Here is a 15,017-nt window from a genome sequence, read left to right on the forward strand (position 1 = left end):
GTCTTACGGACAGCGCGACAAACCATGGCGGATGACAGACTTCCACGCGATCCCCTGAAGCGCGAAGCCGCGATCGCGGCCGCGCGGCCGGAGGTGCCGGCGCGGCCGTTCGTCCATTTGCGCGTGCACTCGGCCTATTCGCTGCTGGAGGGCGCGCTTCAGCTTGGCAAGATCGTTGGCCACGCGGTGAAAGACGAGGCGCCGGCCATCGCCGTCACCGACACCAACAATCTGTTTGGTGCGCTGGAATTCGCGCAAAAGGCGGTGAAGGACGGCATCCAGCCGATCATCGGCTGCCAGATCGCGCTCGCCTTCTCGGGCGAGAACAGCGATGGCCAGCGGGACCGCCGTAGGCAAGGCCCCGATATGCGGCCGGTCGTGCTGCTCGCGGCCACTGAAGCCGGCTATTCCAATCTCGTCCGGCTGGTCAGCCGCGTTTATCTCGAAACGCCGCCCAGTGAAGCGGTGCACCTGACCACCGAAATGATGGACGGCCAATGTGACGGCCTGATTTGTCTCAGTGGCGGGCCGCGCGGCCCGATCGGCATAGCCCTGAAGGAAGATCGCCGCGATCTTGCCGAGGCGCGACTAGTCACTCTCAAGACGATGTTCGGCGACCGCCTCTATGTCGAGCTGGACCGGGTTTCAGGCTACGACCGGATGATCGAGAAATCTTCGGTCGATCTCGCCTATTCCCATGAATTGCCGCTGGTTGCCACCAACGAGGCCTTCTTCTCTTCGCGCGATGAGTATGAGGCGCATAATGCGTTGATCGCCATCGCCGAGGGTTCGGTCGTCGCCGTCGACACCCGCCGCCGGCTGTCGCCGGACAATTTCCTGCGCAGCCAGGCCGACATGGCGAAATTGTTCGCCGACCTGCCGGAAGCGATCGACAACACGGTCGAGATCGCGTTGCGCTGCTCCTATTATCCGAAAACGCGCAGCCCGATCCTGCCGCGTTTCACCGGCGGCGATGCCTCCGACAAAGACGCGGCCGAAAAGGCCGAGGCCGAGGAGCTGGCCCGCCAGGCGCGCGAAGGGCTCGATGCACGGCTTGCCCTGCACGGACCTACACCGGGCTACACGGTCGAGCAGTATCGTGAGCGGCTCGAATTCGAGCTTGGCATCATCGAGAAGATGAAATTCCCCGGCTACTTCCTGATCGTTGCCGACTTCATCAAATGGGCCAAGGCGCAAGGCATTCCGGTCGGGCCGGGGCGTGGTTCGGGCGCCGGGTCGCTGGTCGCCTATTCGACGACCATCACCGACATCGATCCGCTGCGTTTCTCGCTTCTGTTCGAACGCTTTCTCAACCCGGATCGCGTGTCGATGCCCGACTTCGACATCGACTTCTGCCAGGATCGTCGCGAAGAGGTGATCCGCTACGTCCAGCAGAAATATGGCCGCGACCAGGTCGGCCAGATCATCACCTTCGGTACGCTGCAGGCGCGCGCCGTGCTGCGCGACGTCGGCCGCGTGCTGCAGATGCCCTATGGCCAGGTCGACAAGCTGTCGAAAATGGTGCCGCAGAACCCGGCCAATCCGGTCAAACTCGCCGACGCCATCGCCAACGAGCCACGCTTTGCCGAGGAGGCCGAGAAGGAGCCGATCGTCCAGACACTGCTGGACATGGCGCAAAAGCTGGAGGGCCTCTACCGCCATGCCTCCACACACGCCGCCGGCATCGTTATTGGCGACCGGCCTTTGTCGGAACTGGTGCCGATGTACCGTGATCCGCGCTCGGATATGCCGGTCACTCAGTTCAACATGAAATATGTCGAGCAGGCCGGACTCGTGAAGTTCGACTTCCTCGGCCTGAAGACGCTGACGGTGCTGGAGACGGCGGTGAAGTTGATCCGCCGCCGCGGCATCGACATCGACCTCGCGACGATTCCTCTCGACGATCCCGAGACCTACGCCATGCTGTCGCGCGGCGAGGTGGTTGGCGTGTTCCAGGTGGAAAGTGCTGGCATGCGCAAGGCGCTGATCGGCATGCGGCCGGACTGCATCGAGGACATCATCGCGCTGGTCGCGCTCTACCGGCCGGGCCCGATGGAAAACATCCCGACCTACAACGCCAGAAAGCATGGCGAGGAGGAGATGGCCTCGATCCATCCCAAGATCGACCATCTGGTAAAGGAGACGCAAGGCGTCATCGTCTACCAGGAACAGGTGATGCAGATCGCGCAGGAGCTGTCCGGCTATTCGCTTGGCGAAGCCGACCTTCTGCGCCGCGCCATGGGCAAGAAGATCCGCGCCGAGATGGACAAGCAGCGTGAACGCTTTGTCTCCGGCGCGGTCGAGCGCGGCGTGGCAAAGCCGCAAGCCGACTTCATTTTCGACCTGCTGGCCAAGTTCGCCGACTATGGTTTCAACAAGTCGCACGCCGCCGCCTACGCCGTCGTCTCCTACCAGACCGCCTATCTCAAGGCGCATTATCCGGTCGAGTTCCTGGCGGCGTCGATGACGCTCGACATGGGCAACACCGACAAGCTCGCCGACTTCCGCCAGGATGCGCTGCGCCTCGGCATCGAAGTCCTGGCGCCGTCGGTGATGACGAGTTTCCGTGCCTTCGAGGTCGGCGAGAACCGCATCTATTACTCGATGGCCGCGCTCAAGGGCGTGGGCGATGCCGCCGTGGAGCACATTGTAGCCGTTCGCGGCGAAAAGCCGTTCAAGAGCCTGGCCGATTTCTGCGAGAGGGTCGACCCGAAGATCGTCGGCAAGCGGGTTTTCGAAAGCCTGATCATGGCCGGTGCGCTCGACTGCTTCGGCCACGATCGCGCCCAGATGTTGGCTGGCGTCGAGCGGATGATGGGGCTTGCGTCGCTCGCCCAGCAGAACGCCGTTTCGGGTCAGGCCGATATCTTCGGCGCCTCCCTCGGCGCCCAGTCGCAGGCGCTCAATTTGCCGGCGACCGATCCGTGGCTCGCCGCCGACCGCCTGCACCGCGAATTCCAGGTCGTCGGCTTCTATCTCTCGGCGCATCCGCTCGACGAGTACAAGGCGGCGCTGCAGAAGATGCGGGTGCAGAACTGGGCGGAGTTCTCCGCTGCCGTCAAGCGCGGCGCTTCCGCCGGCCGGCTTGCCGGCACCGTCACCAGCAAGCAGGAGCGCAAGACGCGCACCGGCAACAAGATGGGCGTGGTTGCCTTTTCCGACACCTCCGGCCAGTACGAGGCCGTGTTGTTTTCAGAAGGATTGGCCCAGTATCGCGATCTCCTCGAAGCGGGCCGCTCGGTTGTCATCACTGTCGCGGCGGAGGACAGGCCCGAGGGTGTCAACCTGCGCATCAACTCCGTCCAATCGCTGGAGGACGAAGCAAGCCGCATCCAGAAGGCTCTGCGCATTTTCGTCAGGAACGAGGGGCCTGCCTCGATCATCCAATCCCAGCTAACCCAGCGCGGGGAAAGCCAGGTCAGCATTATCGTGATCAAGGAAGAGGCGCAGGGCGAGGTCGAGATTGCCCTGAATGGCGGCTACCGTGTCTCGCCGCAGATCGCCTCGGCGATGCGCGCCGTGCCGGGCGTGGTCGAAGTGGAGCTGGTGTGATCTGCGCGCTTGCCAGGCGGCAACCCGCGGGCCGGCACCTGCCGCTCATGCCTGCATGAAGGCCAAGGGGACGCGCGCATCGCAGGATCTTTCCGCGACGGCGCGTCTACGCGACATGCTGCGCAGGCTCTATCATGGGCGCTCGCCGGCCGCGTTCCGGTTCCAGCTGGTGGCCGTCATCATCGACCTCGCCATCATCGCCTTTTTCATCGCCACGCCGGTCATCCAGCAGTCGGCCTCGTTTCTGTGGCTGGACTATGCCGTGGCGGCTCTGGTCGCCGCCGATCTGATTGCCAGGCTGCTGGCCTCCAACGACATGCTGAGCCTGATGAAGCAGCCGACCTTCTGGGTGAATGCCTTCATCCTTCTGACGCTGCTGATGCCGGCGGCGCTCGCAAGTCTCGGCTTCTGCGAATTCTGCGGCTGTGGTCGCTGTCGCGCAGCGGTTCGACCTGGCGGCATTTCGAGATGCGTGGCCTGCGACCCTGGCGCGAGGCAAGCCACGCGGTCATCAACCTGTTGACCTTTCTCTTTGTCATCACGGGCTTCGTTTACACGTTCTTTTTCCGCAACGGTGCCGGACTGGAAAACTACATCGACGCGCTTTACTTCACCGTCGCGACCGTGACGACAACCGGCTTCGGCGACATCGTGCTGCCGGGCATCGCCGGCAAGCTGACGGCGATCGTGACCATGATCATCGGCATATCGCTGTTCGTCAGGCTGGCGCAGGCGATCTTTCGGCCGGCCAAGGTGTTCTTTCCCTGTCCGCAATGCGGGTTGCGGCGGCATGAGCCGGACGCCGTGCACTGCAAGGCATGCGGCCATGTCCTCAACATTCCAGACGAAGGGAACTGACCGGCAGTGCTATGACGCCGCGACCTCTGCCGGCTTTACAGCTTTGCGCTGCAAGTTGAGCAAATTGCCCATCAGGATCAGCAATGCGCCGCCGGCGGTGAACGCGTCGATCTGCTCCTGATAGAGCAGCCAGCCGATCAATGCCGACAGCGGTACGCGCAGGAAATCCATCGGCGAGATCACGGTCGCGTCGGCATAGGCCAGGGCGCGGGCGAGGCAGAAATGGGACGACATGCCGGTGAAACCGATCAGGATGATCCAAGGCCACAGTGCAAGCGAAGGGTTGCGCCATTCGTAGAGAGCCGGAACAAGGCCGACCACGGACTGGATGACCAGCATCCAGAAGATGATCCGCACGACGCTGTCCGTGCGCGTCAGCGACTTGACCAGCACCAGCGAAACGCCGAAACAGACCGCCGCGCCCAGCACGACCAGATGGCCCACATCGGCCGAGCCGACGCCTGGACGCACGACGACGACCACGCCGATCAGCCCAAGCACGATCGCCGCGAGCCGTGGCCGGCTCAGCCTTTCGCCGAGAAACGTGACCGCCAGGATCGCCGTCCAGATCGGCGTGGTGAATTCGATCGAGATCAGCACCGCCAGCGGAATGAGCGTCAACGCGTAGAGCCAGGCAGCCTGGCCGCTATAGTGGACGACATTGCGCGCGATATGGGCCAGCGGCCGCTGCGTGCGCATCGCGGCAAGCCCACCTGTCGCCATCACCAGCGGCAGCAGAATGAAGAAGCCGATGACCGAACGCAGTTCCAGCACCTGGAAGACATTGAGTTCGGCCGTGGTGGCGCGGCCGGCGACGGACATAGCCAGGAACGACGTGATCGACAGCGCCATCCAGAACGCGGCCTTGGGGATCGACGGGGTGGGTGCCATGTCCGCTATGTCGCAGGCCGTGGCTGTCGGAGCAATCGCTAGTCCATGTATTCTTCTGGGCCAGTCGCGGCGAAGGCTTTGGGAGCAGTCATGCTGCGGGCGGAACCCGATACGGCTAGGGGCGTTGAGCCCCCTAGTATCCGTGCTGTGCAAACGCGCATTCCCGTGTCGACAAGGAGGGTTTCATGAGACGATTCGCGCAAGTGGCGCTTGCTGGCTGCCTGGTGATTGCTGCGAGCGCGGCTCATGCCGACGAGACCAAATTTCTCCAGTCGTTCAAGGGCAATTTCGCTGGCAAGGGCACTGTTCAGGTAACCACGGATGTGCCGAACGTCAGTGTTTCCTGCAGCTTCAAGTCGAACGCGACCTCAACCTCGCTGTCGCTCGACGGCAACTGCCGCGGCCTGATCGTGGTGACACGCGCCATCAGCGCTCGTCTGAAGGTCAGCGGCGGAAAATACAGCGGCGTCTATGTGGGATCGCGCACCGGACCGGCGCAGCTGAACGGAAGCCGTTCCGGCAATGCGATAAACCTCGCCATTCGCTGGGCCAAGGAGGTCAATGGCGATCGCACCGCGCAGCTTACCGTACAAAAAAATGGGGCGGACGGCATTGTTTTGACGGTGGTCGACCGTGATCCCCAAACCGGCAAGAGCGTTGTGACCAGCCGCATCGATCTTCGGCGCAGCTGATCGGGTTCAATCTTCAAGCGGCTCCGGTGGATGGGCGTCGCGGCCGTTGCCGAAGGTGTAGCCGGTTTGCACAGCCTTGCGCCCGAACTTGTCGCGCAACGCATCGATGGCGCCTTCGGCCATGGCGCGCTTGCGCGACTGGACATCGACCAGATCCGGCGGGTCGGCCTTGTCGTCATCGGAGAGGTCGCTGACACCGATGCCGAGCAATCGAAATTTCGTTCCGTCCGTCTCCTTGCGAAGAAGTTCCACGCCAGTCGAAAAGATGCGGTCGGCGAGCCGGGTCGGGTCGCCGAGTTGGCGGTTGCGCGTGCGCAGCTTGAAATCCTGGGTCTTCAGCTTCAGCACGACGGTGCGCCCGGCAATGCCTGACTTCTTCAGCCGCGCCGAGACTTTCTCCGAAAGGCCCCTCAGCACGGAGACCAGCTCTTCCAGCGAGGCGATGTCGGTGTCGAAAGTGGTTTCGGCCGATACGCTCTTGGCGTCCTGGTCGGGGTCGACGCGGCGGACATCCTCACCGCGCGAAAGCCGGTAGAGCCGTTCGCCCATCACCCCATAGCGGCGCATCAGTTCGCCGCGTTCCATCTTCTGAAGCTGGCCGATGGTGCGGATGCCATCCTGTTCGAGCGTGGCGTTGAACGCCTTGCCGACACCCCAGATCATGGTCACCGGCTGCGTTGCCAGAAAGCCGACCGCTTCGGCCTCGCCAATGACGGAGAAGCCGCGCGGCTTGCGGAAGTCGGACGCGATCTTGGCGAGGAACTTGCAATAGGACAGGCCTGATGAAACGGTGATGCCGATCTCCTTCTCCACGGCCAGCGCGAAGCGCGCCAGCACCACCGCCGGCGGCAGGCCATGCAGCCGCTCGGTGCCGGCGAGATCGAGGAATGCCTCATCGATCGACAGCGGCTCGACCAGCGGCGTCAAGGCCTGCATCATGGCGCGCACCTCGCGGCCGACGGCCACGTACTTTTCCATGTTGGGCGCGATCACGACCGCCTCGGGGCAGGCCTCGAGCGCCTTGAACATCGGCATGGCGGAGCGCACGCCGCGGATGCGTGCGATATAACAGGCGGTGGAGACGACGCCGCGCTTGCCGCCGCCGATGATCAACGGCTTGTCCTTGAGCGCCGGGTTGTCGCGCTTTTCGATCGCCGCGTAGAACGCATCGCAATCGATATGGGCCAGATGCAGCCGGTAAAGCTCGGGATGGCGGGCAAGGCGAGGGCTGCCGCAGCGTTCGCAGCGGCGCGTTTCATCGCGCTGAAACATCAGGCAGTCACGACAAAAACCGTGATCGGGATTGTTGACAGGAGCCGCCATCGCTGCGAACATATAGAGAACAGAAGCAATGGTACGACAGCGCAAGGCCAGCGACAAGCCTGGCCTGGGGAGAACGCATGAGCACGACGGTAGTGCCGCTGGCGCCTGAGCTCTGGCCTGAGTTCGAGGACCTTTTTGGCAAGCAGGGCGCCTGTTACGGCTGCTGGTGCACGCATTTCCGGCTGGCGCCGGCGGCGCGGCGCGAGAGCAGCCGTGAACGCAACAAGGACCACATCAAGGCGCGCATCGAGGCCGGCCCGCCGCCCGGCCTGCTGTCTTTCGAGGATGGCAAGGCGGTTGGCTGGATGCAGATCGGGCCACGCGCCGACGTGCCCGAATGGAACAACAAGGGCAGGGGCTCGGCGCCGATCGATCCCGCCGACGCGTCCGATCCGGCCGTCTGGGCGATCTCCTGCTTTTTCATCCGCGCCAAGGCGCGCGGCAGGGGCATCACGCACCGCCTCGTCGAAGGCGGCATCGATTTTGCCCGCAGGAACGGCGCGCGGCTTGTCGAGGCCTGCCCGATCGACCTGTCCCGCGATTCGCGTTCGATCGGCCTGTTTGTCGGCTCATCTGGGGTCTTCGAGAAGGCCGGGTTCGAGAGGCTTGTGGAGCGCAAGGCCGGCCGGCCGCTGATGCGGCTGACATTGTAGGAAAACTTCAGCTTGCAGTTGCATAGTATTTTCTACGGCAAAGTGATTTTGCTCATGAGGAAATAAGGGAGCGGGACGAAACTGAATCCTTTATTCTGCAGCGGTGCCAGATTGCGCGGCTGGTCGACGAACCATTCGCCGCGGCTGGTGTTGAAGCCGAATGCCTGGCCGTCATCGTCTTGCAGTCGTGATGGTATTTCCCTACCAGAGATACGAAACGAATTTTGCCTTCGACCGAACGGAGAATTCCCGTGAACCGTATGTTGCCAATTGCCTTTACCGCGCTGCTACTCAGTGCGCCTGCTTTCGGCCAGACCGTCGACAGCCAGGGCGCCAAGCAATTGTCCGATGACCTATCCCGCTATGTCGGCAAACAGGCGCTCGATAAGGGTATCCTGAAGGTTTCGGCCGAAGGCGACGCCTACAAGATCGTGTTCGATTTCAAGGCGCTTGCCAGCAGCTTTCCCGACCAGAAGCTGATGAAATTCGACTTTGCGCCCTACGCCCTGCTGGTCAAGCCGCGTAGTGATGGGTCCTGGGATGTCTCGATGGATTTTTCGCAGAGCGCGTCCTTTGAATTCAACGGCCCCCAGGGAAAGCAAAGCACGCGGTTTTCGATCAAGGACGGCAAGGGCAGCGGCGTTTATGACCCCAAGCTGGCAGCCTTCACCAGCGCCACGAGCTCAATTGCCGGGATGACGATGTCGTCGCAGGATAGCAAGCAGCAGATGGAGGCGAGCGCTGGTGCCGGCACCGTGACGCTTTCCGCGACCAAGGCGGCCAATGGCGGCGTCGATTTCACGACGTCGCAAAAGATTTCGAACTTCGTCGAAGCGATAAAATTCAATGATCCCGAGAGCGGGCTGAATTTTCCCGTTACCGTGAAGTCGCCGGAATTTTCTGTGAACGCCGGCGGCAAGGGTGTTCAGACCAAGCCTCTGCTTGACCTCCTGGCGTTTGCCGTGGCCAATGAGGACGAGAAGACGCTGAAGGCGAACCAGGCGCAGCTCAAGTCGCTTCTGCTTGCAGCACTTCCCGTTTGGGAGCGTATCGACGGAACCTATGGCTTCAAGGATTTCGCGGTCGACAGCCCGATCGGCACGTTCGGGGCAACCCAGTTCGGCATAGCGTTCGGTTCCGACGGGGTCGCCCAGAACGGCAAGGTCAGCTATGGCATCAAGGCTTCGGGGCTGACCGTGCCGCAGCAGCTCTTGCCGAGCTGGAGCGTGGCGCTGCTGCCCACCGATATCGACCTGAACTTCGGCGGCGCCAACATCGATCTCGACAGCATGGCGAAGAAGGCGATCGAAGCCTTTGACCTCAATCAGAATCCGCCGCTGCCGGCCGAGTTCGGCGACCAGCTCAAAGCCGACTTCCTTGCCAAGACGCCGAAGGTCGTCATCGGCCACAGCACCGTGAAGAACAAGGACATGGAAATCGCGCTGGAAGGCGAGATGACAAGCTTCGGCCAGAAACCTGACGCAAATCTCACTGTCGACGTCGCCGGCTTCGACAAGATCATGGAACATCTGCAGGAAGCAGCGAAGGCGGAGCCGGAGGTCGGGCAGTACGTGCCTGTCGCTCTCATGGCGAAGGGTTTTGCCAAGACGCTGCCGGACGGCAAGCTGGAATGGGTCATCAACACCAAGGCCGACGGCTCGGTCGCCGTCAACGGCGTCATGCTGAAGCCTGCTGACCCAGCGGTGGACGACAGTGTCGACGGTGACGGCTCGGACGACGAGAGCGGCCGCAGCGACAATGGCGGCGGCGACAATGGCGGCAGCTCTAATGGCGGGGCAGGGGCTAAGCTCAATCCTTGAGGTTTCAGCCCTCGACCAATTCCAGGAAAAGTGTAAAGCGGTTTTCCGCGCGGGAGTGCGTCAAAGCGCCTGAAATCCCAGCGCGGTCGCGATCTTCGGCGCGGCTTGGTGCCAATCCTGGACGACGATGACATCGTCCGGGACCGACGGCAGGAACGCGCGCAGCGAATTGTCGGCCATCAGATGGAAAAGATTTGCGTCGGCGACAGATTCCCGCACCGACGCCAGATTGGCCGGTTGGTCGTCGACGAAGACCACCGGCCGCCCGGTATTGCCGCGGAGCCTGGCAACCGCCGGGCCCTTGGCCATTTCGGTGGTCAGCAGCGGATAGCTTAGCCCGAGGGCGTCGAGATGGGCGCGCCGCACGGCACGATGCCTGTGCGGCATGGCCGTCAGCAATATGATTTCCGCGCGGTCTCCAAGCCCCGTCAAAGCTTTCGCGGCTCCATCGGTGATGCTCTGCCAATCGGCTTGCGCATCGAAGAAATCACCCAAAAGTGCCGCGACTTCGGGTTGTTCGATCAGCCGGCCGCTGGCCGTTTCGGCAATGTTGCCGGTCAGCCGGAAGGATGCCAGCGTCAGGCCATAGCCACGCGCCTTGAGGAAATGCGGGAAAGGGCGGATGAATTCGAGCACCACGTCGTCGACGTCGAGCACGAGCAGCGGCCTGTCGTCAGCCGCCAGTTCCTCGATCTGGCGCGCGGTTTCGGGATCATCGCTCATGTGGAACGCTCGTGATTGTCATCGCCAAGCGGCAAGGCGCGCAACGCCTTGCCGACAGCCGCCGGTGGCGTGCCGGTTTCCACGGCGAAGCGCATCAAAGTCGGCTCGTGGGCGAGAATGAATTGCAGGACGCCGGCCAGGAACCCCGGCTCGCCGGCCGCCCGGCGGATCGAATGCGCCTCTATTCCGGTGATCGCCAGAAAGCGCGGTAAAAGCTCCGGATCGGCGGCAACGAAGCCCAATGCCTTCACGGCAATGGTTTCGGCCTCTTCGCGCATTGACGCTGCGTTTGCCATCACTACCTTCGGTGTGTGGAATGAGTCTCTCCCGCAGTAATGGCAAGAGTTGGCCGCGGCAAGCCATTAGAGCGCGGTGCGCCTTTTGGATGCGCGGGAGGCGCGGCGGAATTCGTGCTGCTTTGCAGGCTATGGGTTTCCGTTTCGTCAATCATATTGCCGTATCGTGAAGCATGGTTTGGTGCGTCCAAGGAAAGAGCGCATGACGGCCACCTCCGGGGCGGAGGACGGCCGGGACGGGATTTCGATGCCTAAGAAGGTCATGATCGTCGAGGACAATGAGCTCAATATGAAGCTCTTTCGGGACCTCATCGAAGCAAGCGGTTACGAGACGGTGCGCACCCGCAACGGTCTGGAAGCGCTCGACCTGGCGCGCCAGCACCGGCCGGACCTCATCCTGATGGACATCCAACTGCCAGAAGTGTCGGGGCTGGAAGTGACCAAATGGCTGAAGGAGGACGACGATCTGCACGTCATCCCGGTCATTGCTGTGACTGCCTTCGCGATGAAGGGCGACGAGGAACGCATCCGCCAGGGCGGCTGCGAGGCCTATATTTCGAAGCCGATCTCGGTGCCGCGCTTCATCGAAACCATCAAATCCTATCTGGGCGATGCCTGATGTTCCCTTCCAGCCGAGCCGGAGCCTTGTGAAATGACCGCGCGGATCCTCGTCGTCGACGACATCCCTGCCAATGTCAGGCTGCTGGAGGTCCGGCTGCTGGCCGAATATTTCGAGGTGCTGACCGCCACCAACGGGCCCGACGCGATCGACACCTGCGAGAACGGCAAGGTCGACGTTGTGCTGCTCGACGTGATGATGCCCGATATGGACGGGTTCGAAGTCTGCCGGCGGCTGAAGAGCGATCCGGCGACGTCGCACATTCCGGTGGTGATGATCACGGCGCTCGACCAGGTTTCCGATCGCGTGCGCGGGCTGGAGGCCGGCGCCGACGATTTCCTGACCAAGCCGGTCAACGACCTGCAACTGATGACGCGCGTCAAGAGCCTGGTCCGCCTGAAGTCGTTGACCGACGAGCTTCGGCTGCGCGCCTCGACCACACGCAACATCGGCATCGAAGAACTTTTGAGCCGCAATTTCGCGTCCGAGGACACGACGCCGAAAGTGCTTTTGATCGATGAGCGCAAATCGTCGGTCGAGCGCATCCAGAAGATGTTGCGCGACCGGGCCGACCTCGACGTCACCGGCGATCCGCATGCCGGGTTCTTTCAAGCCGCCGAAACGCCCTATGAATGCGTGATGATCTCGACGGCCTTCGCCGATTTCGATCCGCTCAGGCTCTGCTCGCAATTGCGCTCGCTCGACCGCACCCGTTTCGTGCCGATCATCCTTTTGGCGGAGGAGGGCGAGGAGGAGCGCATCATCCGAGGGCTGGAACTCGGCATCAACGACTATCTGATGCGGCCGATCGACCAGCAGGAACTGACGGCGCGGCTGCGCACCCAGGTGCGCCGCAAGCGCTACAACGACCAATTGCGCGCCAGCGTTACCCAGACCATCGAAATGGCCGTGACCGACGGCCTGACCGGTCTGCACAACCGCCGCTATCTCGACAGCCATCTGCAGACGCTGTTCGACCGCGCCGTGGCGCGGCGCCGGCCGCTGTCGGTGATGATCACGGATCTCGACCGCTTCAAGTCAATCAACGACACGCACGGCCATGACGGCGGCGACGATGTGCTGCGCGAATTCGCACGGCGGCTGCGCAAGAACGTCAGGGGTATCGACCTTGCCTGCCGGTTCGGCGGCGAGGAGTTCGTGGTGGTGATGCCGGACACCGACGGCACCGTGGCCGAGAAAGTGGCCGAGCGCATCCGTGCCGAAATCGCCCAGATGCCGTTCGCCATCGGTGCCGACGGCAAGACGATCGAGGTCACCGTCAGCGTTGGCGTGTCATCAGTGCTGAAGGGCGTGGATACGGTGGCGGCGCTGATGAAGCGCGCCGATCTCGCGCTCTACGAAGCCAAGAGCGGCGGCCGCAACCGCGTCGTTGCCAAGGCGGCCTAACGGTCCGGGCCTGATTATCCGGTCAAGCCAATAGGGTTACCCATTTACCTTAATCCAAGCGATTCGCGAGCCTTGGTTAAGAAACTGTTGATTTTCATAAGCTCTTGCGCAAATGTGCAGGCCAAGACGAAGCCGGCACGAGGTAGATCGCCGGCTCGGTCCCTCAGGAATACCCCATGATGCTCAGGTCCGCCGCATCTCCTGGGTCCGTGGGGTCGGCCGGCCGGCGCTGGCACATAGTGGCCTCCTCGTACCGCTGCCAAACGCCGACCGGCCCCCTTTGTCGATATGACATTAGGAATCTGTGTCAAGCCCCGGAAGTGCCGGGCTTTTTTGTGTGTGCGGCAAGGCCTGAAGAAGGCTTTCCTGGATTGTAACAACATCAGTTACATCTCGCGCGCGCTGTCACTTCACAACGCCGCGACTTTCCACTGCTGTTTGCATAGGGGAGGAGAGGAGCTATCCCCTCTATTTCATAGATATGGCGCACAAGGGGCTTGTGGCAAGACCCGGCTGTTCCCGTAAAACCGCGACCCAGGTTAACGGAAACGGGATGGCGAAATGCCGGAATTGTTGCCAAGAGGCCAGTTGCCAAGAGGCCAAGTGCGTCGGGACCATGCGGTGGTGATCGCCGGAGGCGGTCCGACCGGGTTGATGTTGGCCGGCGAACTCGCGTTGGCTGGCGTCGATTTGGCCATTGTCGAGCGGCGGCCAAATCAGGAACTCATCGGTTCGCGGGCGGGTGGCCTGCACGCTCGCACCATCGAGGTGCTCGACCAGCGCGGAATTGCCGACCGGTTCCTCTCGCAGGGACAGCCTTCGCCGTCCGTGGGATTTCACATGATCCGATTGGACATCAGCGATTTTCCCACGCGGCACAACTATCTGCTGGCGCTGCGGCAAAACCATATAGAGCGGATATTGGCCGACTGGATCAGCGAGTTGGAGGTGCCGATCTATCGCGGACAGGATGTCACGGGTTTCACACAGGATGATGGTGGCGTCGATGTCGACCTGTCTGGTGGCCGGTGCCTGAGGGCCCGGTATCTCGTCGGCTGCGACGGCGGACGCAGCATGATCCGCAAGGCGGCGGGCATCGCGTTCGACGGATGGGATCCGACGATGAGCTGGATGATCGCCGAGGTCGAGATGGCGGAGGAACCTGCATTGGGTTTTCGCAGCGACGCCTACGGTATTCATGCGATCGGCAAGATTGAGGAAAGTGCCCGGGTGGGTGTCGTGCTGACCGAGAGGCAACTGACCACTGGTGGCGAACCGACACTGCGCGATCTCAGCGAGGCGCTCGTCGCAGTGTACGGCACCGATTACGGGGTCCACAGTCCGACCTGGATTTCGCGGTTCACCGACATGACGCGCCAGGCTGCCGCCTACCGCGGCAGACGTGTGCTGCTGGCCGGTGACGCCGCGCACATCCATCCCCCAATGGGCGGACAGGGCCTCAACATCGGCGTGCAGGACGCGGTCAACCTCGGATGGAAACTGGCACAGGTGATCAAGCTGGTATCACCGGACAGCCTGCTCGACAGCTACCATGCCGAACGCCATCCGGTCGCCGCCCGCGTGCTGCGCAACGCGCTCGCACAGGTCGCGCTTCGTCGTATGGATGCACGCACCAAGGCATTGAGCGATACCTTTGACGAGCTGCTCGCCATGGACGGGCCACGCAAACGGATCGCCGCGGAGATGTCCGGCCTGGGTGTCCACTACGACCTCGGGGAAGGGCACGCGCTGCTTGGGCGGCGCATGCCCGATCTCGACCTGCTCACCGCCAAAGGGTCGTTACGGTTGTTTACCTTGCTGCACGACGCGCGGCCGCTGCTCCTCAATTTCGGTGAACCAGGCAGGCTGGACATTGCGCCTTGGGTCGACCGGATCCGGCAGATCGATGCCGGGTATGCCGGCGCCTGGGAGCTTCCTGTACTGGGAACGGTCGCTGCACCCGACGCGGTTTTAATCCGGCCCGATGGCTACGTGGCGTGGATCGGGGTTGGGACGCAACAGGGATTGGCCGATGCGCTGACCAGATGGTTCGGACCGGCTGCCGCGGCCGGGTATTCTTCTGAACGCAGCGCTTCACAACCTTCCATGGGCTGAAGGCTGACTGCCTCCTGACAAGTGATTGACAGGAGAGCCCATCTATGCAGAAATTGGTTGGACCATTG

At 62.6% G+C, this 15,017-nt stretch carries 11 protein-coding genes and 1 pseudogene; 8 read left to right on the forward strand and 4 right to left on the reverse strand.

Annotated elements, in window-relative coordinates; translation table 11 throughout:
• The first annotated feature begins 24 nt into the window (after nucleotides 1–24).
• Together dnaE and FJ941_RS04980 are read left to right on the forward strand one after the other, a co-directional pair.
• On the forward strand, nucleotides 25–3,552 hold the full coding sequence (dnaE, locus tag FJ941_RS04975) for a DNA polymerase III subunit alpha (protein WP_140503569.1): 3,528 nt from the start codon (nucleotides 25–27) through the stop codon (nucleotides 3,550–3,552).
• Nucleotides 3,553–3,607: 55 nt separating this feature from the next.
• Nucleotides 3,608–4,410 (forward strand): annotated as a pseudogene (locus tag FJ941_RS04980) (potassium channel family protein).
• Between the two features lie 9 nt (nucleotides 4,411–4,419).
• Here the strand turns inward: FJ941_RS04980 and FJ941_RS04985 are convergent.
• Nucleotides 4,420–5,301: a DMT family transporter gene (locus FJ941_RS04985; RefSeq protein WP_140503571.1), complete on the reverse strand. Its 882-nt coding sequence runs from the start codon at nucleotides 5,299–5,301 to the stop codon at nucleotides 4,420–4,422.
• 185 nt (nucleotides 5,302–5,486) lie between these two features.
• On the opposite strand from FJ941_RS04985, the gene FJ941_RS04990 reads away from it, so the two are divergent.
• Nucleotides 5,487–5,993: a hypothetical protein gene (locus tag FJ941_RS04990; RefSeq protein WP_140503573.1), complete on the forward strand. Its 507-nt coding sequence runs from the start codon at nucleotides 5,487–5,489 to the stop codon at nucleotides 5,991–5,993.
• Between the two features lie 6 nt (nucleotides 5,994–5,999).
• Here the strand turns inward: FJ941_RS04990 and FJ941_RS04995 are convergent, their stop codons facing one another.
• Complete coding sequence (locus tag FJ941_RS04995) at nucleotides 6,000–7,328, reverse strand: DNA polymerase IV (protein WP_140503574.1); 1,329 nt, start codon at nucleotides 7,326–7,328, stop codon at nucleotides 6,000–6,002.
• Nucleotides 7,329–7,393: 65 nt separating this feature from the next.
• Here FJ941_RS04995 and FJ941_RS05000 point away from each other — a divergent pair, with 65 nt between their 5' ends.
• The gene (locus tag FJ941_RS05000) at nucleotides 7,394–7,969 is read left to right on the forward strand and encodes a GNAT family N-acetyltransferase (RefSeq protein ID WP_140503576.1); all 576 of its coding nucleotides are present in this window, start codon (nucleotides 7,394–7,396) and stop codon (nucleotides 7,967–7,969) included.
• 260 nt (nucleotides 7,970–8,229) lie between these two features.
• Nucleotides 8,230–9,789 carry a hypothetical protein gene (locus FJ941_RS05005; protein ID WP_246673698.1) on the forward strand — a complete coding sequence of 520 codons (1,560 nt, stop codon included), beginning with the start codon at nucleotides 8,230–8,232 and terminating at the stop codon, nucleotides 9,787–9,789.
• A gap of 60 nt (nucleotides 9,790–9,849) precedes the next feature.
• Here the strand turns inward: FJ941_RS05005 and FJ941_RS05010 are convergent, their stop codons facing one another.
• A complete protein-coding gene (locus tag FJ941_RS05010; protein ID WP_140503579.1) occupies nucleotides 9,850–10,512 on the reverse strand; it encodes a hypothetical protein in 663 nt (220 codons plus the stop codon).
• Nucleotides 10,509–10,808 (reverse strand): DUF3572 domain-containing protein, encoded by a 300-nt coding sequence (locus FJ941_RS05015; protein ID WP_140503581.1) that lies wholly within the window; start codon nucleotides 10,806–10,808, stop codon nucleotides 10,509–10,511. The genes FJ941_RS05010 and FJ941_RS05015 overlap by 4 nt, the downstream gene beginning before the upstream one ends.
• A 202-nt stretch (nucleotides 10,809–11,010) precedes the next feature.
• Here FJ941_RS05015 and FJ941_RS05020 point away from each other — a divergent pair, with 202 nt between their 5' ends.
• The 3 genes from FJ941_RS05020 to FJ941_RS05035 all read left to right on the forward strand — a co-directional run bounded on the left by FJ941_RS05020 (nucleotide 11,011) and on the right by FJ941_RS05035 (nucleotide 14,949).
• Nucleotides 11,011–11,427 carry a response regulator gene (locus tag FJ941_RS05020; RefSeq protein ID WP_281405559.1) on the forward strand — a complete coding sequence of 139 codons (417 nt, stop codon included), beginning with the start codon at nucleotides 11,011–11,013 and terminating at the stop codon, nucleotides 11,425–11,427.
• A gap of 33 nt (nucleotides 11,428–11,460) precedes the next feature.
• Entirely contained in the window at nucleotides 11,461–12,834 is a 1,374-nt protein-coding gene (locus tag FJ941_RS05025) for a PleD family two-component system response regulator (protein WP_140503583.1), read from the forward strand.
• Between the two features lie 561 nt (nucleotides 12,835–13,395).
• Nucleotides 13,396–14,949 carry an FAD-dependent monooxygenase gene (locus FJ941_RS05035; RefSeq protein ID WP_181169715.1) on the forward strand — a complete coding sequence of 518 codons (1,554 nt, stop codon included), beginning with the start codon at nucleotides 13,396–13,398 and terminating at the stop codon, nucleotides 14,947–14,949.
• The last annotated feature ends 68 nt before the right edge of the window (nucleotides 14,950–15,017 follow it).

This window comes from Mesorhizobium sp. B2-3-13, from assembly GCF_006442195.1.
GTDB classification, from domain to species: Bacteria; Pseudomonadota; Alphaproteobacteria; order Rhizobiales; family Rhizobiaceae; genus Mesorhizobium; species Mesorhizobium salmacidum.